The sequence below is a fragment of the Bacillus sp. SDLI1 genome, assembly GCF_001553895.1.
Classification (GTDB): domain Bacteria; phylum Bacillota; class Bacilli; order Bacillales; family Bacillaceae; genus Bacillus; species Bacillus siamensis.
Window position 1 is genome coordinate 3,310,448 of record NZ_CP013950.1, and the last position, 22,139, is coordinate 3,332,586.

General features: G+C 39.6%; 24 protein-coding genes and 1 pseudogene. 13 read left to right on the top strand and 12 right to left on the bottom strand.

Annotated elements, in window-relative coordinates:
* Positions 1–343: 343 nt before the first annotated feature.
* The 8 genes and pseudogenes from AUL54_RS16215 to AUL54_RS16250 form a co-directional block, all read right to left on the bottom strand.
* Positions 344–851: pseudogene (locus AUL54_RS16215) on the bottom strand (DUF421 domain-containing protein).
* Positions 852–966: 115 nt separating this feature from the next.
* A complete protein-coding gene (locus AUL54_RS16220; RefSeq protein ID WP_060964526.1) occupies positions 967–1,827 on the bottom strand; it encodes a DUF421 domain-containing protein in 861 nt (286 codons plus the stop codon).
* 29 nt (positions 1,828–1,856) lie between these two features.
* Positions 1,857–2,063 carry a DUF1657 domain-containing protein gene (locus AUL54_RS16225; RefSeq protein ID WP_009336483.1) on the bottom strand — a complete coding sequence of 69 codons (207 nt, stop codon included), beginning with the start codon at positions 2,061–2,063 and terminating at the stop codon, positions 1,857–1,859.
* Positions 2,064–2,074: 11 nt separating this feature from the next.
* On the bottom strand, positions 2,075–2,425 hold the full coding sequence (gene spoVAE, locus AUL54_RS16230; RefSeq protein ID WP_041345364.1) for a stage V sporulation protein AE: 351 nt from the start codon (positions 2,423–2,425) through the stop codon (positions 2,075–2,077).
* A complete protein-coding gene (spoVAD, locus tag AUL54_RS16235) occupies positions 2,422–3,441 on the bottom strand; it encodes a stage V sporulation protein AD (protein WP_013352386.1) in 1,020 nt (339 codons plus the stop codon). Before spoVAD ends, spoVAE begins: the two co-directional genes overlap by 4 nt.
* Positions 3,441–3,920, bottom strand: coding sequence for a stage V sporulation protein AC (spoVAC, locus tag AUL54_RS16240; protein ID WP_009336486.1), 480 nt, complete (start codon positions 3,918–3,920; stop codon positions 3,441–3,443). The genes spoVAD and spoVAC overlap by 1 nt, the downstream gene beginning before the upstream one ends.
* A gap of 17 nt (positions 3,921–3,937) precedes the next feature.
* Positions 3,938–4,411 (bottom strand): YhcN/YlaJ family sporulation lipoprotein, encoded by a 474-nt coding sequence (locus AUL54_RS16245; RefSeq protein WP_009336487.1) that lies wholly within the window; start codon positions 4,409–4,411, stop codon positions 3,938–3,940.
* A gap of 82 nt (positions 4,412–4,493) precedes the next feature.
* On the bottom strand, positions 4,494–4,700 hold the full coding sequence (locus tag AUL54_RS16250) for a DUF1657 domain-containing protein (RefSeq protein ID WP_013352384.1): 207 nt from the start codon (positions 4,698–4,700) through the stop codon (positions 4,494–4,496).
* 266 nt (positions 4,701–4,966) lie between these two features.
* On the opposite strand from AUL54_RS16250, the gene AUL54_RS16255 reads away from it, so the two are divergent.
* A complete protein-coding gene (locus tag AUL54_RS16255; protein ID WP_224989056.1) occupies positions 4,967–5,752 on the top strand; it encodes a spore germination protein in 786 nt (261 codons plus the stop codon).
* A 14-nt stretch (positions 5,753–5,766) separates the two neighbouring features.
* Positions 5,767–6,219: a Ger(x)C family spore germination protein gene (locus AUL54_RS16260; RefSeq protein WP_060965122.1), complete on the top strand. Its 453-nt coding sequence runs from the start codon at positions 5,767–5,769 to the stop codon at positions 6,217–6,219.
* A 46-nt stretch (positions 6,220–6,265) separates the two neighbouring features.
* Here AUL54_RS16260 and AUL54_RS16265 read toward each other — a convergent pair whose 3' ends face one another.
* Together AUL54_RS16265 and AUL54_RS16270 are read right to left on the bottom strand one after the other, a co-directional pair.
* On the bottom strand, positions 6,266–6,517 hold the full coding sequence (locus AUL54_RS16265) for a spore germination protein (protein WP_224989054.1): 252 nt from the start codon (positions 6,515–6,517) through the stop codon (positions 6,266–6,268).
* Positions 6,450–6,752, bottom strand: a complete 303-nt coding sequence (locus tag AUL54_RS16270) for an N-acetylmuramoyl-L-alanine amidase family protein (RefSeq protein WP_060964528.1) — start codon at positions 6,750–6,752, stop codon at positions 6,450–6,452. The genes AUL54_RS16265 and AUL54_RS16270 overlap by 68 nt, the downstream gene beginning before the upstream one ends.
* 361 nt (positions 6,753–7,113) lie before the next feature.
* On the opposite strand from AUL54_RS16270, the gene AUL54_RS16275 reads away from it, so the two are divergent.
* Positions 7,114–7,566 (top strand): hypothetical protein, encoded by a 453-nt coding sequence (locus tag AUL54_RS16275; protein WP_000701228.1) that lies wholly within the window; start codon positions 7,114–7,116, stop codon positions 7,564–7,566.
* 249 nt (positions 7,567–7,815) lie between these two features.
* Here the strand turns inward: AUL54_RS16275 and AUL54_RS16280 are convergent, their stop codons facing one another.
* Positions 7,816–8,391 carry a recombinase family protein gene (locus tag AUL54_RS16280; RefSeq protein ID WP_001169292.1) on the bottom strand — a complete coding sequence of 192 codons (576 nt, stop codon included), beginning with the start codon at positions 8,389–8,391 and terminating at the stop codon, positions 7,816–7,818.
* Positions 8,392–8,538: 147 nt separating this feature from the next.
* On the opposite strand from AUL54_RS16280, the gene AUL54_RS16285 reads away from it, so the two are divergent.
* The 5 genes from AUL54_RS16285 to AUL54_RS16305 all read left to right on the top strand — a co-directional run bounded on the left by AUL54_RS16285 (position 8,539) and on the right by AUL54_RS16305 (position 15,077).
* Complete coding sequence (locus tag AUL54_RS16285) at positions 8,539–11,505, top strand: Tn3 family transposase (RefSeq protein WP_000684982.1); 2,967 nt, start codon at positions 8,539–8,541, stop codon at positions 11,503–11,505.
* Positions 11,506–11,891: 386 nt separating this feature from the next.
* Positions 11,892–12,233 carry a hypothetical protein gene (locus tag AUL54_RS21525; RefSeq protein WP_201025250.1) on the top strand — a complete coding sequence of 114 codons (342 nt, stop codon included), beginning with the start codon at positions 11,892–11,894 and terminating at the stop codon, positions 12,231–12,233.
* A gap of 49 nt (positions 12,234–12,282) precedes the next feature.
* Positions 12,283–12,630, top strand: coding sequence for an iron-containing redox enzyme family protein (locus AUL54_RS21530; RefSeq protein ID WP_201025251.1), 348 nt, complete (start codon positions 12,283–12,285; stop codon positions 12,628–12,630).
* Between the two features lie 907 nt (positions 12,631–13,537).
* Positions 13,538–14,119: a CGNR zinc finger domain-containing protein gene (locus AUL54_RS16300; RefSeq protein ID WP_060964530.1), complete on the top strand. Its 582-nt coding sequence runs from the start codon at positions 13,538–13,540 to the stop codon at positions 14,117–14,119.
* Between the two features lie 469 nt (positions 14,120–14,588).
* Positions 14,589–15,077: an HPP family protein gene (locus AUL54_RS16305; RefSeq protein ID WP_167388683.1), complete on the top strand. Its 489-nt coding sequence runs from the start codon at positions 14,589–14,591 to the stop codon at positions 15,075–15,077.
* Positions 15,078–15,330: 253 nt separating this feature from the next.
* Here the strand turns inward: AUL54_RS16305 and AUL54_RS16310 are convergent, their stop codons facing one another.
* On the bottom strand, positions 15,331–15,777 hold the full coding sequence (locus AUL54_RS16310) for a YtoQ family protein (RefSeq protein ID WP_014418659.1): 447 nt from the start codon (positions 15,775–15,777) through the stop codon (positions 15,331–15,333).
* Positions 15,778–15,973: 196 nt separating this feature from the next.
* Between AUL54_RS16310 and AUL54_RS16315 the strand changes: the two genes are divergently transcribed.
* The 5 genes from AUL54_RS16315 to murC all read left to right on the top strand — a co-directional run bounded on the left by AUL54_RS16315 (position 15,974) and on the right by murC (position 22,051).
* Complete coding sequence (locus AUL54_RS16315) at positions 15,974–16,297, top strand: thioredoxin family protein (RefSeq protein WP_003152373.1); 324 nt, start codon at positions 15,974–15,976, stop codon at positions 16,295–16,297.
* A gap of 15 nt (positions 16,298–16,312) precedes the next feature.
* Entirely contained in the window at positions 16,313–17,122 is an 810-nt protein-coding gene (locus AUL54_RS16320; RefSeq protein WP_082761649.1) for a DUF1444 domain-containing protein, read from the top strand.
* Between the two features lie 14 nt (positions 17,123–17,136).
* Positions 17,137–17,742, top strand: a complete 606-nt coding sequence (gene ytpR, locus AUL54_RS16325; protein ID WP_003152375.1) for a YtpR family tRNA-binding protein — start codon at positions 17,137–17,139, stop codon at positions 17,740–17,742.
* 167 nt (positions 17,743–17,909) lie between these two features.
* Positions 17,910–20,513 (top strand): DNA translocase FtsK, encoded by a 2,604-nt coding sequence (locus AUL54_RS16330; protein WP_060964532.1) that lies wholly within the window; start codon positions 17,910–17,912, stop codon positions 20,511–20,513.
* Positions 20,514–20,752: 239 nt separating this feature from the next.
* Complete coding sequence (gene murC, locus AUL54_RS16335) at positions 20,753–22,051, top strand: UDP-N-acetylmuramate--L-alanine ligase (RefSeq protein ID WP_016938542.1); 1,299 nt, start codon at positions 20,753–20,755, stop codon at positions 22,049–22,051.
* Positions 22,052–22,139: the final 88 nt, after the last annotated feature.

The window sequence follows — 22,139 nt, forward strand, 5'->3', positions numbered from 1 at the left end:
TCCTTCTGTTACTCTTAACATGTCCAAACTATGTAACCAGTATACGTATGGAATATGAAGGGATTGTCTGTTATATATTATGGACTACCTTTATAAGAACTTGTATAAGATATTAAGAACGAAAAAAAGAGAATTAAGGTTGGGAAAGTTCTGACATCAAGAAAGGCGTAATGATCTGGGCACTGTCCTAACTAGAGACTTAGTGATTTTGAAAATTACCATCTGGTAAATTCCTAAATATAGGTATAATTTTTTATAAATTTGGAAAATGAAAGTGGTAAATGCAATAAGAAGTAAATAAGAGAAAACATTAATTTATATTGGGAGGGAAATCGTCTTAAAATTAGTCGTTAACATCTTTTTTGTTAATGGTTAATGAATGATCGGTATCTCTAACAGCAGCATAAAAAAAATCTTTGATTTGAAGATATCCCTTTGCCTTTAGTTCTTCCTTTAACCACTTTTCATTTTTGTTGATAAATTTTAATTTACGCTTTTGCACTTTCCCTTCAATGACAACGGCTATGGGTAATCCGCGGTATTCCACTTTCATATGTAAATCTTTTGGAGTAATAGGAACTAATTCTTTTCTTGGAAAAATGCTAATTTCACCTGTTGCTTCCAAAATCGCATATTCATTATCGTGAATATCCGGATATCCTGTTGTTCTTAAATTAGACAACAGCTCAGGTAAAGGATATCTACTTTCCTTTAACTTTCGATTAAGATAAAAAAAGAATCGCTCCAAAATCATGAGGGGTAAGTTGGGCTAGAGCTGATTTCCCTAAAATATTTACTGCTACAATAAACACAATATAGATAAAAATAACTTTAACTAAAAAAATAGACACTTCTAACACCTCGTAAAAAAATTCACCTTAGTCCGAAATTGGACTAAGGTTTTTAAACTTATTTCAATTAAAAATGGTATCTTTTTTTCGTCATGTATGAATCTAAGCTAAATCCTTATCCTTTTAAAATAGGGGTCACTTTATCAATGGCTTCTTGTAATTTTTCACTGTTTAACCTATACATTTGTTTGGCGTCTTTTGATTCCGTTCCAAGAGCAAATAGTTCTAAGTCTGCTTGACATTTTTTCAAGGTTGAAAGAATTAAGGGTCTTTCTTGTGGGGGTGCGACTTGTAATTTATCGTCAAACAGATCAATCGTTAACTCTCCGTAAGAATTAACCTGTCCCAGAAATACATTTTCAATCGTTACCCCTAGTTTTTCTAATTCAGTTTGTAGCCAAGCCCGACTTCGTCCAATCGTGGCTAGTGGTTCATCCATTATTGTACCATCCATAATAATGGTCTGAGGCTCCTTGATTGAAGCAACCTTCAAGTTTATATCCTTTGCTGTTAAAGGTTGATTTTCTTTCTTTAGCATCACAGATAAATCACCTGTTGCCTCTAAAGCAGCAAATTCTACATCAGAGACTTGAAAGACATCCTTCCTGCGAAGGAGATCTAACAGTTCATCTGTCGTATATCTTTCCTTTTTTAAATTATCTTCCATAATCTTCCCATCTTTGATAAATACAGTTGCTTTTCCTTCTACAAAATTTCGAAAACGTTTACTTTTTAATGAAATTAAACCAGCGAAAAAGGGAATAGCCGCAAAAATGACAATTCCAATAATTCCGTGAAAAATGTTCCGTTCAAGTCCTATAGCCACTTCTGCACCAATATTCCCAATAGAAATACCGGTGACATATTCAAAGAAAGTTAGTTCGGAAATTTGCTTTTTCCCTAACCATTTTGTAATGAAAAATAAAACAGCAACAAATAATACTGAGCGTACAGCTATATCTAACCATTCAGGCACTGCTTACACCTCCTGTAAATATAGTTTTTCTAGAAACCTTTGTACTGAAGTTCCTCTCCTTCTAGTTCTCCTACTCTTTTTTTTAAATCTTTTGTTACTTCGTGTACTACCATCATAGCCTCATGCAAAGTTCGCTTCGATTCATCATCAAGAGTCCGTAATGCTAAACTTGAGAGACTTGCTTCTACCCCTTTTAGACTGGCAAAACACTGTTTAACATCTGATCCTACTGTCATCCTAATTCTCCTTATCCTTTTGGCTTAAAAATTAAAGCTCCTATCATGCCGAAAACAATGGAAGCTGTAATACCAGAACTAGTTACTTCAAACATTCCTGTCAGTACACCAACTAACCCATGTTTTTCTGCTTCCTGCATCGCACCATGAACAAGAGAATTCCCAAAATTTGTAATCGGAACGGTAGCCCCTGCCCCAGCAAAATCAATCAAAGGCTCGTATAGTCCAAATCCATCTAAAAGCGCCCCAATCACTACAAGAGCACTTAAGGTATGACCTGGTGTCAATTTAAATACATCAAACATAATTTGCCCAATGATACAAATTAAACCGCCTACGACAAAAGCCCAAAAATAGATCATGTTAATTGTTCACCTCCGTATTCAATTGACACTGCATGGGCGATACAAGGAATTGTTTCATTTTGCTGAAAGGACAACGGTGAAAGCAAAGCACCTGTAGCCACAACTAACATGCGTTTAAATTCACCATTTTTCATGCGGTTTAATAAATGCCCATAAACTACCGTTGCTGAACAGCCTGCACCGCTTGCCCCTGCAAGAACGGGTTGTCCTTCCCGATAAATCATAAGGCCACAATCTTGGTATTGTTCTTCACTAATAGGAGTTCCATGCTTTTTAAATAGATCCATGGACACTTCCTGTCCGATTTGGCCAAGGTCACCGGTTACAATTAAATCGTAATAAGATGGCTCAACATTTCGTTCCTTTAAATGGGCTTCAATGGTATCAACCGCAGCTGGCGCCATAGCTCCTCCCATGTTAAATGGATCTGTCAATCCCATATCGATTACACGACCAATTGTGGCAGATGTGACATGAGGTCCTTCCCCAGAATCACTTAATAGGGCTGCACCTGCACCAGTAACCGTCCATTGTGCCGTAGGTGGCTTTTGTCCACCATACTCAGTTGGATACCGAAATTGTTTTTCAACAGCTGTATCATGACTGGAAGCTCCTGTTAACAAATATTTCGCTCCTTTTGTATTTACAATATAAGCACCTAGAGCCAGTCCTTCCATCGAGGTAGAGCAAGCACCGAATAAGCCAAAATAAGGCGCTCCAATCGTTCTGCTAGCGAAACTTGTTGGGGTGATTTGATTGATTAAGTCCCCAGCTAGGATAAATTGAACTTGATCCTTTTGTATGCCCCCTTTTTCCATGGCTTTTTGGCAAGCCTCTTCAAAAAGGATTTTATGTGCTTTCTCATAGGAATCCTGCCCAAGCCATAAATCAGCATGAAGAGTATCGAAATCATCTGGGATAGCACCATTGGCTTCAAATGGTCCACCAACGGTTCCAGTGGAGATAATGACAGGCTTTTGTTCGAAGATCCATGTACGATGACCTGCTAGCATTATAAACCACCCCACTGGATTAAAGTGGTTTTAATTAAGGCAATGACAAAAGCAGAAAAAACACCAAATAAAATAACCGCCCCCGCTAATTTAAACATGTTGCCACCTACGCCCAGTACAAATCCTTCGGTTCGATGCTCAATGGCAGGCGATATAACCGCATTGCCAAAACCTGTTACAGGTACAGCTGTTCCAGCCCCACCAAATTGGGCCATTCGATCATATACGCCAAAACCAGTAAGAAGCATTGTAATAAAAATTAACGTACCCACCGTCGGATTTCCGGCCGTTTGCTCAGTAAAATCGAAATAATAAATGTAAAAGTCTGAAATAAGCTGACCAATCAAACAAATAAGTCCACCGGTTAAAAAGGCCTTAATACAATTTTTAACAACCGGTCTTTTGATCTCTCGTTGTTTTTGCAATTTTTGATATTCCTGTTGCACAGGAGTAAGTTGTTTCTTTTGATTGTTAGACATAACTCGATCCTTCCTCTTTAGGTTTGTTCCTTCATAAGACTTTTCAGTTTGTTCAAATCATTTTTTAAGTTCTTCTTATTCATATCGTTTTTTTTCAGTCTTTGCTCGACCTTTTCAAGTTCCCAGAATATTTTTTTATCAGTCGAAACAAAAACTTTATAGTCGGGATATTTTTTTTCTAAGTCGGATTTTACTGACTTCTCGATACTCTTTAATCGAAATCGATCAAAATTCTCAACTTTAATCGCTGCCATAAGCTCTTTATCAGTATTCACAGCTTTTACGTCTGTAATATCTTCCTTGGCAATTATCTTTTCTTTCGCATGATTGGCAACGGATTGATCAATTGGCTTACTTGTATGTACTTGTGAAATACCAAAAGTACTATTACCTTGAATAAATTCATTTTGATTACCATTACATCCTGATGCGAAACCAATGACCATTATAATAAAAAGTAGGTTTTTCAATGTGGTTATTTTATCTTTCAAAAAAATCACCTCCATGTTTTTCCATTATTTGAACAGCTGAAAAAAGGTTGGTTAAGAGGCCAACCTTTTTTCGCCTTACTAATTACTGTTGTTTGTATTGAGGTTCTTCTTGTTCGATTTGTTGAACACGTGGTTCAATGCTGTCTACAACGGATTGGGTTTGCTTAGCTGCATCTTGGTAAAGTTGCTTAGCTTGTTGATTATCTGTACTAAGAGCAAATGTTTCAAAACTTGCTTGAGCACTTTTCAATCCTGCTAGAGCTGTTTTAACGTCATTTATTACTGTCATGATAATTTCCTCCTTCTTGAATTTTTTTTTACTCTTTTATTTTGCTTTATGGAGAATTTTTTATTCAATGATTTTTGGGAAATTTAAATCTAAATTATTTTTGACGTATAGCTCCATTTTTTCGATAATAACCCCTTTTCCATATCCCCATCATTTCTTCTATTTCTCGTTGACAGCAATAGCTCTTATAACTTTTCATTAAAGGAGACTTTAAATAATGGTAAGCATTTGATTAAAGGGATTCCTTGGGCAGGTTGTTTCCTTTGATGGGGTATACAGGCAGAGCAGACTTTACCGTGAACTGTATGCTCAATGGGCGTGTAGCGTTGATTGTGGATGGTACACCGGCTGCGTTGATTGCGCCTGCCAATTTATTTTTGCTTGTGAAAGCACCCGAAGATATCCACTTTACTGCTTTGGCAGCTACATTTGGTCAAACGCTTCGTTTACTTGGCTTGTCCGTATCGCTACTGCTTCCTGCATTTTTTGTTGCCATTCTTTCCTATCATCAAGATCAGCTGCCCTATTATCTACTTGCCACTTTGGGGATTAACCGGTTGGGAATCCCTTTTGATGTGGCAGTTGAAATGTTTATTGCACTTCTCTTCTTAGAAATCCTGCGGGAAGCTGGTATCCGATTGCCTTCTGCGGTCGGCTCCACGGTAACGGTTGTAGGAGGACTTATCCTGGGGGATGCGGCCATTCGTGCTGGATTCTTATCCCCAGGTATCGTTGTCATCGGAGCAATTACACAAATCTTTGGTTCAACTTTATCGAGCCTATCATTGGCTGGAACGATTAGTACCTTACGCTTTTTTCTTTTCATTCTGTCTGCCACGCTTGGCATTTATGGCTTCTTTCTTGGATTATTTATTGTGCTCAGCCATTTAGCCTCATTGCGTTCATGCGGCTTGCCTTACTTGGCCCCAATATCACCTCCATTTAAAGACTTGGCCAACGCTTTGTTTCGATTACCTTGGCCATGGCGAAACACTCGACCGGACATGTTGAAGACACGAGATTCTACAAGGCAAGGGGACAGGCATAAATGAGGAGATATAAAAGTATGGTTGCACTTTTCCTTCTTCTCACCCTTACCGGTTGCTGGAGCAGATATGAAGTGCAAAACATGAACTATGCTACGGCTGTTGGAATAGACTATGTCGATGGCCAATACACCATGTATTTGCAATTGCTTGATTTCTCGACAGTGGCCAAGCTGGAGGGACAGCAAAAAGCGGAGCAGCCCCCGGTTTGGGTGGGCAAAGGCGAAGGTTCCTCGTTTACGGAGGCGGCAAATGATTTGTACAGTACATCACAACAACGCTTAAACTTGGGACAAATCTCTGCCATTTTGTTCAGCGAGAGATTGATGAAGGAAAACAAAGTCGGAGAAGTGCTGGAATTGATCAACCGTTATCGTGAAATAAGGTACTTGGCCTGGCTGTTTAGCACAAGAGAGCCTCCTGAAGAAATCTTGCTGGCAACCCCATTTTTTAGATTTTCGCCAAATGCATAAAAATAGTTGTTTACTTTTATGCGTTCAAACAGTTGATTTATCAACCTTATGGTAAAAGCAAACGATTTGTCGGTTCCATTAATTCTTCTAGCTGAGTGGCGCTAAACGCTCCGTCAATGTGAAGATCATCTAATTTATTCTTTACATCTTGAACAATCTTAGGATCAACAATGTCACGCATGTAAAGAATTGCAACGGTTGTTTTCGTGCGAACGCCTACTTTTTTCGTTTCATAAACCATGCTGGTTGATTTGATTCGTTTCCGAATTAACGCCACATTGACTCCCACTTCTTCCACAAATCCATCCTTTGGCCCCCGTACCGAAAGCATTCGCATCATCTGTACGTTCTTTCAAGCTGCGCGTAATATCTGCTGTTCTACTCATTTTAATTTGCAGGTCTTCATAATGGTTTTCCAAGAGATTTCGGATGCTATGGGAAATATTTAAGGTAATTTCTTTTTCCTGCATCCCATTGCCAATAGCTCCTGGGTCCATTCTCCCGTGACCAGGATCTAAATATAATTTAAACATTTTACACCACCTCGTACAAATAAAATATGATCGAAGAGTAACGGAGGTATAGGAATTCGTCTGAGATACATATAAAAATAGGTGATGATAGGCATTACATTTCATTGAATCAGATGATTTATTTTAAAGCTAAGAAATTTTCCAAATACGAGACCATATGTATGAGCAGCAATTAATGTTCCATATTTTTCGTGGGTCAGGCAAACTATTGTTCATCTAGACAGTAGGCTGATTGATTATTGATGCTTCTTTCTTAACAAAACACCTAAGTGATTCTCTGTGCATATACTGTATCATTACTACAGGATTATGATTAAATACAACTCAATCCATACATAAAATAATCAAGGAGAGGTTAATTTTGAAAATTCCAAAGACAGCCAAAGTTAGTATCCCCTTTCCATCCGTATGGGGGATTGATGCTTCTATTGCGGGGAGATCCATTATTAGAGGTATACTTACCATTGATTCCATTGTAGACAACAAAGTAGTAGGTACAGTTAATTTTCGTGGTATACCTATTCCGATTAATGGGTATTGGGACGAAAGCGCTAAACAAATAAGTTTCGATTCACCATATGCCTCCTTTTTTGGCAACTTGACAATAATTGATGAGACCGCTATAAGCATTCGGCATTTCATTTTAAGTGGACGGTTTATAATGAAACCTCCCTCTTTGCTGGCTGGTGAATACGGAAATTGGATTGCTACAACCTTTACAACCCGTTTGGGACCTCCCATATATACTAATGTTTTACCACCTGCTGGTGCCTTTTCAGTCTCAAGTATGCTCTTGGGACAGCAATTGTTTTAATTAGACCATGACTTTATAAAAACAACCTTCCTTTGTGACTAAGGTTGTTTTTTAAAAGTGTTCTCGAAAAATACAGCCTTGCTTTAAATCTGAGTTTAGCGTATATCTCCGTTAAAATGTACTCGGAACCCTTTGATGATCGTGCCTAGTTAGATAAACAAATATTGATACTTCCTTATAGAAATAGCCTGCTTGGCTAGGTACGTTGTTTCACAATCCCCGGAAATTTTTAATATAAGTAATGAATGCTTATTTTTTTCCTTCCGATAGCTTTCTATATAAAGAAGCTCTAGATACATTTGTAATTTCACAAATTTGATTTACAGTCATATTTCCTTCTTTATATAGCTTTACTGCATAATTCATTCCTGCGTGATTTTTATGATATTTCTTTAACCGTCCTTTAAACTTCCCTTCTTTCTTTGCGAGCTCAATTCCTTCACGCTGACGCATACGAATAAGGTCTCGCTCTAATTGGTTAACACCAGCCATTACCGTAATTAAGAATTGGCTATATGGATTATCTTCTGATAAATCTAGCCATGTATCCTTAAGTGATTTTAAGCTTGCCTTTTTATTTCGTATTAAATCAATCAATTCAAATAAATCTTGCGTACTTCGAGTGATCCGAGTTAAATCTGTAACATAAATAATGTCACCTTCCTGTAAATCCTCTAACATTTTTTGAAGTTGTTCACGATCTTTTGTGGCTCCTGAAATTTTTTCTTCATAAATAATATCCATTCCAATTTCGTTCAATTGCCGAAATTGCCTTGAAGGATTTTGGCTAGTCGAACTGACGCGTACATAACCGATTTTCTGCAAAATTTCACCTCGTTTTTGAGACAAGTCTTATGAGACACTCTTAACTATGATTTTATCAGTCTACTATACTTGTATCAATAGAGTACACTCTATTGATATATAATTGAACTAATTAACTGAATAATTATGGAAATGGGATGATACTGAATGAAAATTGCGAGAGGTAGAGAATTGCTTACACTGGAACAGAGGCAGGATTTTATGCAAATCCCTGAAGATGAATGGATATTGGGGACCTACTTCACTTTTTCCAAACGGGATTTAGAAATAGTTAATAAGCGAAGGAGAGAAGAAAACCGTTTAGGGTTTGCTGTTCAATTAGCTGTTCTTCGGTATCCCGGTTGGCCATACACTCATATCAAAAGCATCCCGGAATCAGTCATACATTATATATCGAAACAAATCGGCGCCACTCCATCTTCGATTAGTCTTTATCCTCAAAGAGAAAATACACTTTGGGATCATTTGAAAGAACTTCGAAGTGAATACGACTTTGTAACTTTTACTCTAAGAGAATATCGAATAGCATTTAAGCATCTTCATCAATTAGCTTTTGAAAATGGCGATGCCATACATCTACTACATGAATGTATAGATTTTCTAAGAAAAAACAAAATCATACTGCCTGCTATTACTACACTTGAAAGAATGGTGTGGGAGGCAAGGGCAATGGCTGAAAAGAAACTGTTTAATACTGTTAGTCAATCTCTTACAAATGAACAAAAAGGAAAGCTTGAAGAGATCATTACTTCGCAGCATCCATCCGAATCCAATAAAACGATATTGGGTTGGTTAAAGGAACCGCCGGGTCATCCTTCACCCGAAACATTTCTAAAAGTAATAGAACGACTCGAATACATACGAGGAATGGAATTAGAAACGGTACAAATTAGTCATTTGCATCGCAATCGCCTGTTTCAACTATCTCGCTTAGGCTCAAGATATGAGCCATATGCATTCCGTGACTTTCAAGAAAATAAGCGATATTCGATATTAACCGTCTATTTATTACATCTTACTCAAGAGTTAACGGATAAAGCTTTTGAAATTCATGATAGACAAATACTTAGTCTGTTATCAAAAGGCCGTAAGGCTCAAGAGGAAATTCAGAAACAAAACGGTAAAAAGCTGAATGAGAAAGTTATACACTTTACGAACATCGGACAAGCTTTAATCAAAGCAAAAAAGGAAAAATTAGACGTTTTTGAGGTTTTAGAATCCGTTATCGAATGGAATTCTTTTGTCTCTTCGGTCGAAGAAGCTCAGGAGCTTGCACGCCCTGACGACTATGATTATTTAGACTTACTGCAAAAACGATTTTATTCACTTAGAAAATATACGCCAACGCTATTAAGGGTATTGGAATTTCATTCTACAAAAGCAAATGAGCCACTTTTACAAGCTGTTGAGATTATCCGTGGAATGAACGAATCCGGAAAGCGAAAAGTGCCTGATAACTCACCTGTGGATTTTATTTCAAAACGTTGGAAAAAGCATTTATACGAGGATGATGGTACAACAATCAATCGTCATTACTATGAAATGGCTGTTTTAACAGAACTTCGGGAGCATGTTAGGGCAGGAGATGTTTCCATTGTTGGCAGCAGACAATATAGAGACTTTGAAGAATATTTGTTTTCAGAAGATACATGGAATCAAACGAAGGAGAATACAAGATTATCAGTTAGTTTATCATTCGAGGATTATATGACGGAGAGAACCAGCAGCCTTAACAAAAGGTTAAAGTGGTTAGCTACCAATTCCAACAAGTTAGACGGGGTTTCTCTTGAAAAAGGAAAGCTGTCAATTGAACGCTTAGAAAAAGATGTTCCAGAAGAAGCAAAAAAATTTAGTGCAAGCCTGTATCAGATGCTACCAAGAATAAAATTAACCGATTTACTGATGGATATTGCTTATATAACAGGATTTCATGAGCAATTTATTCATGCTTCCAATAATCGAAAACCGGATAAAGAAGAAACAATTATTATTATGGCTGCTCTTTTAGGAATGGGAATGAATATTGGTTTAAGCAAAATGGCTGAAGCAACACCCGGACTTACATATAAGCAATTGGCCAATGTATCACAATGGCGCATGTATGAAGATGCAATGAATAAAGCCCAAGCCGTATTAGTAAATTTTCATCACAAATTGCAATTGTCCTCCTATTGGGGAGACGGTACAACATCCTCGTCCGATGGTATGAGAATGCAGATAGGCGTTTCATCGCTACATGCAGATGCAAACCCACATTATGGAACTGGAAAAGGAGCCACCATCTATCGTTTTACAAGTGATCAATTTTCTTCTTATTACACAAAGATTATTCATACTAATTCAAGGGATGCGATTCATGTTTTGGATGGTTTGTTACACCATGAGACGGATCTAAATATAGTAGAGCATTATACAGACACGGCTGGTTACACAGACCAAATATTCGGACTGACCCATTTATTAGGATTTAAATTTGCTCCAAGAATACGAGATTTATCAGACTCGAAATTATTTACAATAGATAAGGCAAGTGAGTATCCAAAATTAGAAGTCATTTTACGTGGACAAATAAATACAAAGGTCATTAAAGAGAATTATGAGGATGTTTTGCGATTAGCTCATTCTATAAGGGAAGGAACAGTTTCAGCATCCCTTATTATGGGGAAATTAGGTTCTTATTCAAGACAAAACAGCTTGGCTACAGCCTTACGTGAGATGGGCCGAATAGAAAAAACGATCTTTATTTTGAATTATATTTCGGATGAATCATTAAGAAGAAAAATACAAAAAGGATTGAATAAAGGAGAAGCCATGAATGGACTGGCAAGAGCTATTTTCTTCGGAAAACAAGGAGAGCTTAGGGAACGAACCATACAGCATCAATTGCAAAGAGCCAGTGCCTTAAACATCATTATCAATGCCATCAGTATCTGGAATACTTTACATCTAACAAAGGCAGTTGAATATCAAAAACGGTCAGGTAGTTTTAATGAAGAATTATTGCACCATATGTCACCTCTAGGTTGGGAACATATTAATTTACTTGGAGAATACCATTTTAATTCGGAGAAAATGGTCTCGTTAGATTCTTTAAGACCCTTGAAACTTTCTTAACGTTGTTAAAACTGGGGGAATAGTCGGGGAAATGGGCTTAGCGTTGTAAATCCGCATTTTCCTGACTGTACCCCTATTTGAAATTTTAGAATTGTACCTAGTGTAACTCTAATATTACAGGTAATCCTGCTGAAGTCTTAATGACTATAAGTTCATCTGACTTCCTTAATCTAAGCTACTTCAATACTACTAGTCCTCCTGAAGACTGCGATTTTTAAATGATTGAATGAATAATAAGTCTGTAATCTGAATTTATTTTAAATTAACCTTTCAAAAAATAATTGACAGGTTATGGTTATATGAATTATTATCTTTTTAAGGGAATATATACATAATATTACTTATTATGGATATAATCCTATTAAAAATACAGGAGTGATTAAGTAATGGAATTAACTAGTGAAAAGTATCATGTAGTATCAGAGGAAGAACTAGAAAGAGTAAGAAAACAGCATTCATGGGTTGCAGATCCTATTATTAAAGCATCAGAAGAAATTCTAAATGAACCGTTTTTCAAATGGTTAGAAAATGTACAGCATGTAAAGGACTTAAAATCAGTTGTTACTCAACTCTGGTATCATTCAGCCACTTTTCCGAAAGTTATGGGCGTTATGCTGGGACTTACATCACTTAAAGAAAATCACATGATGCCTTTCTATGCATTACATATTTATGGAGAAGCAGACCATCATGAAATGCTAATGCAATGGATGTTGAAACATAGATAGACATATACCTAGTAATGCTACAAATGCTTGTGTTAATCTAGTTTATCAGTTGGCTATTGAACAAGATCGTTCGAAATGGTTGGCATGTTTGAATTCTGGAATAGAAAGATGCTCAAATCACTTTTTTATTAAAATGTCAGAAAAGTTAGAGGAATTGGGGGCGAATGATCCTTACTTCACTGTCCATGTTGAAGCGGACGAACATCATTCAATTTTAGGATTGGAGCACTTAGAAGAGGACCAAAATGAATTTAGACGTGAAGTGGTTATTCGTAAGGCATTAGAGGGAATTTCATTGTGGGGTTTTATGTTAAATTCATGGATTGGTGTTAATAGAATGCCGGAATTTGATCTGGAAGGTAACGTTTTAAATCAAAAAACATGTTGCAAGCATTAACTTGAAATTGATAGTTGATTTTATTTCGGAGGATTTATATGGTTAAAGTATGTAAATCTCATGTGAAAGACATAGTATGCATATTAGATACTCCTCATGTACAAAGAGTTAAAAATTCCAAAGATCAATGCTCAATTTGTAATAAAGAAGCAGAGTATCATTTCTTTTATAGAAATCCATTACAGGAGTACGTTTTGGCACTTAAGGTAAAAACGAAGAATCAGTTAATTATTTAAAACAGATTACTTAAATGAGGATCAGAAGCTACTATAAACCTTAAACTAGACTTTTAAACCGTCGATATAATACTTTTCCAAAACAATTTGGACAAATCAAAAACACCTTTCTGTTGAATATAGGTATATGATATCTATAAGACAACTTGAAGGTGTTTTTTCTATGGAGAAAAGAGTCAATAATATAGTGAAATGAAATGGTGAAAATATTCCTTGAATGTTTTTTCTATTGGCCTCAAGGAAACCTTCTCCTGTTAAATATAAATTAAGGAGAATGCTCTTTGATTCCGTATAAAAGTGATATTCTTGGTGGTTTTCGGAATCTTTCTTAGAATAACACATCATAAATACGAGTATATATTTCCTTGTTTCTTATAGTTAATTATCACGATTCCTTACTTTATTTATCTTTTTAGATTATAGTCTATGTTTATCGAGAAACTTAGTCTAAAAATTAATATGCTGAATTTAAACATAATCACTGGTAAACGGTTACTACAATGCAGATACTGTGTAACTTCATTACGTAGGATCTGCAGATAGCTTCAATATCTAAATGATTAACTTTACTTATAGTTAATCATATATGTTATTATCGGTTTGAAGAGTAGCTATTTCACAAAGTCGAGTGACATTTGCATTTTTTATTTGTTCTGCAAGGAGGTATGATTATGACAAAAAAGACAAACATAAAATTTCCTCTCATCTCTAACAATCTTCCTCTTGATCTGGTTAATACTGAGGTGGTGAGTTATGGTAAACGTCATAATTTGTTAAAGTCAAAAGAGGATCTTTTAGAATGGTTAAGGTTAATGGGGAAAGGAACCCCTTTTTTCAATCAATTAACATTAAAAAAAGCCCAAGATGAACTGACTACTGTGATGGTTGAAAAAATACTTGAGTTACGATCAACACTAAGAGAAAACTTCGAGAAAATTGCAGATGGTGAAGAACCTGGAGAATTTTTTATTACTTTTTTAGAAAAAAAGATTGAATTGGCTCCATTTACATATAAGATTCTCGATACTAAACTTGCTCGTATTCCAATTGGAAATATTGATGATGCAATTATTTCGCTCATTGCTTATGATGGCTTATCGCTAATATATACAAAAAAGATTAATTTAATTAAGCGATGTGCTAATGAGGAATGTGTTTTATTATTCATTGATAACACTGGAAGGAGAAAATGGTGTTCAATGAAGATATGTGGTAACAGAGAAAAGGTTTCCCGTCATCTTAAAAAAACATAGAACAAATTTTCTTTATTGTATTGTCGAAATCATCTTGCACTTTACTTTAATTTTGAATAATCACATATAAATAAAAAGTTAATGAACAGCCTTATTTCAATATTCTTTTGAGTAAGGTTGTTTGTCTTTTTTAGAAAAAACAATCAATAAGTAACTTAACGGCTTTTACGGAAAATTAAAATGTCGCTCATAAAACAACCAATTTGCTGCTAAAACCCAGTTGAATTATAAAAAAGGTTAAAGTAACAAACAGGAAAATGATATTTCAAGCGTTCTTAAAAGATCATTTTTGAATAGAAGAACGATCTTTGAAAGAGAGAAGGATTATAATTTCAGATTTATAACCCTTTAAAATTAAATTGACAGGTTATTTTAATTGTTTTAAACTTAGTGAAAAGGAGGGGTTATATTGAAGATTGAGCAAACAGCAGAAAATCCACAAAGTAAAAAAGGATATTATTTCAAAAAAATGAAAGGAGGAGGAAAAAGTCCTTTAAAAGTAAATGTTAAAGATGCTTCAACAGGCTTATTAGGTGGTTTTATAACAATTTTAATCTTGTCATTGATAACCTATAAAACTGGATCTCTGTGGCTGATGGCGCCTTTTGGGGCAAGTTGTGTACTGGCTTTCGGAGCGTGGAATGCCCCTTTATCACAACCTAGAAATATTATTGGCGGACACTTCATCTCGACATTGACTGGACTTGTTATATATAATCTTCTTGGTTCTCATCCCTGGACATTGGCTTTAGGAGTGGGGCTAGCTATATTTTTTATGGCGGTTACAAAGACTACTCATCCACCTGCTGGAGCGGACCCTATTGTAGTTATTCAAGGGGCGTATGCTTGGAGCTATTTAGCTTTTCCGGTTTTTGTGGGATCTGTAATTATTGTTGCGGTAGCAGTTATTATTAATAACTTGCGAAATAATCGGCAGTATCCCACTTTTTGGTTTTAATCAATTTCAACGAGCAGCATATGTATCCGTTATTGCGCAGATTTCGCTCTCCTTCCTTACATATAAAGAAAACAAATATATAGTTCGTTTGAGGTTGAGTAAAATAATTTATGAATGAAGTGAAGAAAAAGAGGGCTGTGGGAATAATTTATTGCGGACAAATTCTTTTGGATTCGAGAAAAAAGTCTGAAAAGTAAGATTTGATACCATTCTATTGTAAATAGGTAAGCAGGACCGCATAAAGGCGGCCTGCTTATTCTGTTTCAAATAAATAAGAGAGTGCTTTCATCGCTTGATTGACGGTTTCGACCGTGATATTCGCTTTTCCGGAAAGCTCTTTCAGCGGATGATGAAGTTCTTTCGGACGGATGAGAATGAGCGGCTTTCCTTTTGCGATGGCATAAGAAGCATCCATCGCGGTATTCCACTGTTTATATTTCTCGCCAAACAGGGCGATCACAAAATCGGCTTTTTCCATCAGCACCTCTGTACGGAAATTGTTGATATCGGAAGCTCTGGCGTCTTTTAAAACAGAATCGGGCTGCACGCCCATAATCTCTTCTCCGATATTGTCTGAGCGTTCATGGTTTTCCATCGGGCCGACAAACGTAATCGGCAGGTCCAGCGCTGTTGCTTTTTGTTTGATTTCATCCCGCCAATCACTGTGGATTTCACCCGCTAAATACACGACAAACTGCATCTTTTGCCCCTCCTTATGTACATATTCAGATTTTCGTACGGCTACAAGCAAAATGGTAAACGAAACTTGCTTGATAATGCAAATGAAATATGATAATGATATTGCATATAGTTGGTCTTGCCGTAAACAGTCTGGTATGATCCAATTGGACAAACATCAGCATATAAAAACTCATAATCCAGATGGAGGAATAACAATGAAAAAGATTGAAAGCACGGAAGAATTGCAAAAAGCGGTACAAGACGATTGGGCGGTATTTATGTTTTCAGCGGATTGGTGCCCGGACTGCCGCTTTGTGGAGCCGTTTCTCCCTGAGCTGGAAGCGGACTTTCCTGAATTCACTTATTACTACGTAGACCGCGATCAATTTATTGATACATGCGCGGAATGGGAAATTTACGGCATTCCGAGCTTTGTTGTGTTTAACGGAGGAAAAGAAGTGAACCGCTTCGTCAGCAAAGACCGTAAAACAAAAGAAGAAATTGAGCAATTTTTAACCGATTCCCTTGCTAAAGCATAAAGGAGGCCACGGGCTTTGAAAATGACGTCAAGGAAGCTGGCGGATTTATTAAAACAGCGCCTGCAGCACGAGAACCGATCCTTCTTTTTTGACAGAGAAAAAGACACCCTCCGTGTTGAGGATCAAACGACCAAAAAAGGCATCACATTAGAACTTCCGCCGATCATCGCCAAGTGGGAGACGAAAAAAGAAGAAGCGATCGACGAGATCGTCTACTATGTGTCTGAAGCGATGGAGGCGATGGGAGGAAGCGGACAGGAGATGTCCGGAAAGGAAGCCGGAATCTATCCGGTCATCCGCTCCACATCATTTCCCGATCAAACGAGCGACGGCATTCCGCTCGTGTATGATGACCATACGGCCGAAACGAGAATCTACTACGCGCTTGACCTCGGTAAGACGTACCGCTTAATTGACAGCCGTATGCTCGAGAAAGAAAACTGGACAAAAGAACGGATCAGGGAGACGGCGTCATTCAATCTCCGCTCTCTTCCTTCGGTTGTGAAACAGGATACGGTTGCGGACAATTATTTTTATTTTTTCAGGGCGAATGACGGCTATGACGCCAGCCGGATTCTCAATGATTCGATTCTTCATGAATACAAGCAGGCCGCTGAAGGCGAATTGGCGATTTCCGTCCCGCATCAAGATGTATTAATACTTGCTGACATTCGAAATGAATCGGGTTATGATATTTTAGGGCAAATGTCCATGAGCTTCTTTGCAAGCGGCACGGTGCCGATTACGGCCCTTTCATTTCTGTATAATGAAGGCAGACTGGAACCTGTGTTTATCATGGCGAAAAGCCGGCCGAAAAAGGATTAGAAAGGATTTTTCTTATGAACGCTTTTTACAATAAAGAAGGTGTGGGAGATACGCTTCTGATCTCTCTTAAAGATGCGGCACGCGAAGAAATCGGCTATGAAAGAGAAGGCGATGTCGTCAGAATCTTTAACAAAGAAACAAAAGAAACGACGGGCTTTAACATTTTTAACGTGTCTTCTTACTTACAGATTGAGGACAACGGCCCCGTCGCTTTGTCTGAGACATTCGTTCAGGATGTGAATGAAATACTGAACAGAAACGGCGTTTCAGAAACGCTGACGGTTGACCTTTCTCCGAAATTTGTTGTCGGTCACGTTGAATCGAAAGAAAAACATCCGAATGCGGATAAACTGAATATCTGCCAAGTGAATGTGGGAGAGGAAACCCTTCAAATCGTTTGCGGCGCGCCGAATGTGGACAAAGGACAAAAAGTCGTCGTCGCTAAAGTCGGCGCGGTAATGCCGAGCGGACTTGTGATTAAAGACGCTGAATTAAGAGGCGTTCCGTCAAGCGGCATGATCTGCTCCGCGAAAGAACTCGCTTTGCCGGATGCGCCGGCGGAAAAAGGGATTCTTGTTCTTGAAGACAGCCGCGAGGCCGGCGAAGCATTTCAATTCTAACTCCCATAAATAAGCGCACAGAATCGAATGATGTGAGAGAAAGCCGTTAAGCAGGCCTGCTTAACGGCTTTCTTCAGTTAGAAGCTTAATCTTTTCTGAGCCGCCCGGCAATGGTATACTAAATATCGTCCCAGACTACTAAAAAGGGAGTTAGAGAGTGATTAAACATGAGTTGGCTGAATAAATTTTTTGACTTATTTTTAGGTGAAAAAGAAGAAGAGCATGAACGTGAACCGAACGCGCATGCCCAAATCCCGAAACAGCAGATACCGGATCAGCCAGAAGGCAAATTAACGCGCATGGAAGATCCTAAAATATATTACGAATATCCGAAAGGGAATTTCCGCTTCCCCGTCGTTCCGGACGGCTATAAGCGAACGGAGCAAAACCAAAGACAGCGGGAAAGGCACGAACGCCGCCAGCCGTCCCGGGGTTATGCCGCCGGGCAGGAGCAAACCGAGCGGAAACAGCATACACATAAAGAGCCTGATACGGTGAAAAAGCCCTTTAAACCGTCATCGATTCCTTCACCGGTTTACGGCTTTCAATCTCAGCACAGCATAAAAAAAGCGCCTATTTCCGAAAAGCGGCGTGAAGAGAACGTAACATTGCTGTCAGAGGAGCAATTTGTTTCGCCAAAAGCCGGTCAGGAAACGGAAAAAGAGCCCGTCTTCACAACATCCGGCATAACAAAACAGACGAATGACCGGCCAGAACCGTTTGCGAAACAAGAAACGGAAGAAATCCCGGCTGTTAAAAAAGAGGAGCTTCACACCGAGGCTGAGAATGCAAAAGAGCAAGTGTTTGCAGCAGCAGAACCGCAGCAGACTGAAGAGCGGGAGCACACGGAAAGCGCAGAGTCTGCCGGCTTTACAGAAGAACAGGAGCATGAACAAACCCGCCCGCAGCCTATAATAGAGTCTGAGTATGAAGCATCCCGAACGGCTGACAACACAGAGGAACAAGCGGCGCCGCAGGAGGAACATCAGGAGCCTGAGCCGGAAAAAGCACCGCCTTTTGAAACCGCAGAAGAACCGGTGTATACATACACAGAACCCGGATACGATGAGGAAGTTCAGCCGCAGTCTGAAGACAAGCCTGAATCAGGAGAAACCGACGCGAAACAGGAAGCAGATGCTCAGCCTGAGTACAATGAAGCAGAGCGGCATTCAGACCCCGAGCCTGAACCTGCAAGCATCGAGACGGCCGATGCCCCGTCCCGGCCTGCCGAAGAAAAAACGGAGTATCCCGGACAGCCTCAGACTGTGAAAAAAGCGGAGCGGCCGAAAGAGCGCAATGTACCGTTTAACGTCATGATGCTTAAAAGCGATAAACACAAGCAGACGAAGACGCCAGAGGGCGGAGCGAGCTATGTCTTTCCGAATCTGTCGCTTCTGGACGTACCGCCGGCGCAAAGACATGACGACCAATCGTGGATTGAAGAACAGCGCGAGCTTTTAAACGTTACGCTGAAAAACTTTAATGTGCGCGCCCAAGTCGTTCATGTCACACAAGGCCCGTCCGTCACACGTTTTGAAGTGCATCCTGAGCCCGGAGTGAAAGTAAACAAAATTACAAACTTAGCAGATGATATAAAGCTGAGTTTATCTGCCAAGGATATTCGGATTGAGGCGCCGATCCCCGGCAAAAACACGATCGGTATTGAAGTTCCGAACCGCGTAAGCAAGGTCGTTGATTTACGGCAGATGATCAGAAGCGCCGCTTTCAGGACGAATCCGTCTCCGCTTACAGCCGCGCTCGGTGTCGATATTTCCGGCAATCCGGTCGTCATTGATTTGAAAAAAATGCCGCACGGCTTGATTGCGGGTGCGACAGGATCGGGAAAAAGCGTCTGCATCAATACCATTTTGGTCAGTCTGCTTTATAAGGCAGATCCGAGCGAGGTCAAAGTGCTTTTGATTGATCCGAAAATGGTCGAGCTTGCGCCTTATAACAAAATTCCGCATTTAGTCAGCCCCGTCATCACGGACGCCAAAGCCGCAACCGCGGCGTTAAAATGGGTTGTGGAAGAGATGGAACGGCGGTATGAACTGTTTGCTCATTCAGGTGTGAGAGATATCGGCCGCTTTAATGAATTAACGGCCGATCATAAGACAGGCGAAAAGCTCCCGTACCTCGTAGTGGTTATTGATGAGCTTGCCGATTTAATGATGGTCGCGCCGAACGATGTGGAAGAAAGCATTGCCAGAATCGCGCAGAAAGCGAGAGCCTGCGGCATTCATCTCCTCGTCGCGACACAGCGTCCGTCTGTCGATGTCATTACCGGCATGATCAAGGCGAACATCCCGACGAGGATCGCATTCTCCGTCTCAAGTCAGGTCGATTCCAGAACGATTATCGACATGGCGGGGGCGGAAAAGCTGCTCGGAAAAGGCGACATGCTTTACTGGGAAAACGGTACCGGAAAACCGGTGCGTCTGCAGGGCAACTTTGTGTCAGACAGCGAGATCGACCGCGTCGTCTCTCATGTCAGAAAGCAGCTCCCGCCTTCTTATTTGTTTGAACAGGAAGAACTGATCAGGCAGGGAACTGCCCTCAAGGAAGAGGACGAGCTGTTTCCTGAGGCGTGCCAATTTGTCGTGGAGCAAAACAGCGCCAGCACCTCCAGCCTTCAAAGAAGGTTCAGGATCGGCTATAACCGTGCGGCGAGGCTGATTGACATGATGGAAGCTGAAGGCATGATCTCAGAAGCAAAGGGCAGCAAACCCCGCGAAGTGCTGATTACGGCTGCTGACATTACTCAAGAATAAGAATATCGTTCATTTTTCTCACAAACATGGTATGATAATGGATGGACCATCAAACAGCATCACTGTCACGCGCTGAAATATCATGCGGCAGGTTTAATCAAAAAGAAAGTTACAGATACTGACGATAACGTAAAAATAAATGGAAGCGCCGCTGTGCGGGCTTTTCGCCCGCGGCGGTCGCAAAATGAAATGAGCGTCATATACTGGGGAACAGATAGACGTTTGTTGGAGGTACGATTATGACTGTTTATCATTTTGTTGGAATAAAAGGGACAGGTATGAGCCCGCTTGCTCAAATCCTGCATGATACAGGGTATCAGGTGCAGGGATCGGATATCGAGAAGCAGATTTTTACTCAGGCTGCCCTTGAAAAAAGAAATATCCCGATCTATCCGTTCAGCCCCGATAACATCAAACCGGGCTTAACGGTAATCGCCGGAAACGCATTCCCTGATTCTCATCCGGAAATCGCAAAGGCGCTCGCTGAAGGAATTCCTGTTATCAGATATCATAAATTTTTAGCTGAATATATGAAAAAATATACAAGTGTCGCGGTTACGGGCGCACACGGCAAGACGTCCACTACGGGGCTCTTGGCACATGTGATGCAGCAGGCGAAGCCGACTTCGTTTCTTATCGGAGACGGGACGGGCAGAGGAAATGAAAGCAGCGAATACTTTGTATTTGAAGCCTGCGAGTACCGCCGTCATTTCTTAAGCTATCAGCCTGATTATGCGATCATGACGAACATTGATTTTGATCACCCTGATTATTTCGCCAACATTGACGATGTGTTTGATGCTTTCCAAAACATGGCGCTTCAAGTCAACAAAGGCATCATTGCCTGCGGTGATGACGAGTATCTGCCGAAAATTCACGCCAATGTGCCTGTCGTTTATTACGGAACGGGAGAAGAAAACGATTTTCAAGCGAGAAACATCGTAAAAAATACGGAAGGCACGACATTTGACGTCTTTGTCCGCAATACGTTTTACGATACGTTCTACATCCCGGCATACGGCCATCACAATGTCCTCAATTCATTAGCGGTCATTGCGCTCTGCCACTATGAAGAGATAGACGTGAACATGATTAAACGCGGACTTGAATCATTCGGCGGCGTCAAACGCAGATTCAATGAAAAAGTGATCGGCAGCCAGGTGCTGATAGACGACTACGCCCACCATCCGACTGAAATTAAAGTCACCATTGAGGCGGCGCGCCAAAAATATCCGGAACGTGAAATCATCGCGGTATTCCAGCCGCATACGTTTACACGGACGCAATCATTCCTTGATGAATTTGCAGAAAGCTTGAGCGCGGCCGATCGTGTGTATCTGTGCGACATTTTCGGCTCTGCCCGCGAGAACGTCGGCAAACTCACCATCACGGATCTGCAGGAAAAAATCGATAACGCAGAACTCATTGAAGAGAATGACACATCCGTGTTAAAAGCGCATAAAGACGCAGTGCTGATCTTTATGGGCGCCGGAGACATTCAAAAATATATGAGGGCCTATGAAAACGTCATAGCGTAACAAAAAAGCAGTGGGGCTCTCACTGCTTTTTTGTGCGTGCTGCAAAGGGATTTACCGATAAACGGAGAAATAGTATACATACAGCCCC

Excerpts from the sequence above, each read along its gene's own strand:
- AUL54_RS16260 (WP_060965122.1), top strand. The coding sequence starts at position 5,767 with ATGGTTGCACTTTTCCTTCTTCTCACCCTTACCGGTTGCTGGAGCAGA.
- AUL54_RS16250 (WP_013352384.1), bottom strand. The coding sequence starts at position 4,700 with ATGACAGTAATAAATGACGTTAAAACAGCTCTAGCAGGATTGAAAAGT.
- AUL54_RS16225 (WP_009336483.1), bottom strand. The coding sequence starts at position 2,063 with ATGACAGTAGGATCAGATGTTAAACAGTGTTTTGCCAGTCTAAAAGGG.
- AUL54_RS16310 (WP_014418659.1), bottom strand. The coding sequence starts at position 15,777 with ATGCAGTTTGTCGTGTATTTAGCGGGTGAAATCCACAGTGATTGGCGG.
- spoVAE (WP_041345364.1), bottom strand. The coding sequence starts at position 2,425 with ATGATCTATTTTTGGGCTTTTGTCGTAGGCGGTTTAATTTGTATCATT.
- murC (WP_016938542.1), top strand. The coding sequence starts at position 20,753 with ATGACTGTTTATCATTTTGTTGGAATAAAAGGGACAGGTATGAGCCCG.
- AUL54_RS16305 (WP_167388683.1), top strand. The coding sequence starts at position 14,589 with ATGAAAGGAGGAGGAAAAAGTCCTTTAAAAGTAAATGTTAAAGATGCT.
- ytpR (WP_003152375.1), top strand. The coding sequence starts at position 17,137 with ATGAACGCTTTTTACAATAAAGAAGGTGTGGGAGATACGCTTCTGATC.
- AUL54_RS16255 (WP_224989056.1), top strand. The coding sequence starts at position 4,967 with ATGGGGTATACAGGCAGAGCAGACTTTACCGTGAACTGTATGCTCAAT.
- spoVAC (WP_009336486.1), bottom strand. The coding sequence starts at position 3,920 with ATGTCTAACAATCAAAAGAAACAACTTACTCCTGTGCAACAGGAATAT.
- spoVAD (WP_013352386.1), bottom strand. The coding sequence starts at position 3,441 with ATGCTAGCAGGTCATCGTACATGGATCTTCGAACAAAAGCCTGTCATT.
- AUL54_RS21525 (WP_201025250.1), top strand. The coding sequence starts at position 11,892 with ATGGAATTAACTAGTGAAAAGTATCATGTAGTATCAGAGGAAGAACTA.
- AUL54_RS16285 (WP_000684982.1), top strand. The coding sequence starts at position 8,539 with ATGAAAATTGCGAGAGGTAGAGAATTGCTTACACTGGAACAGAGGCAG.
- AUL54_RS16315 (WP_003152373.1), top strand. The coding sequence starts at position 15,974 with ATGAAAAAGATTGAAAGCACGGAAGAATTGCAAAAAGCGGTACAAGAC.
- AUL54_RS16300 (WP_060964530.1), top strand. The coding sequence starts at position 13,538 with ATGACAAAAAAGACAAACATAAAATTTCCTCTCATCTCTAACAATCTT.
- AUL54_RS16270 (WP_060964528.1), bottom strand. The coding sequence starts at position 6,752 with ATGTTTAAATTATATTTAGATCCTGGTCACGGGAGAATGGACCCAGGA.
- AUL54_RS16330 (WP_060964532.1), top strand. The coding sequence starts at position 17,910 with ATGAGTTGGCTGAATAAATTTTTTGACTTATTTTTAGGTGAAAAAGAA.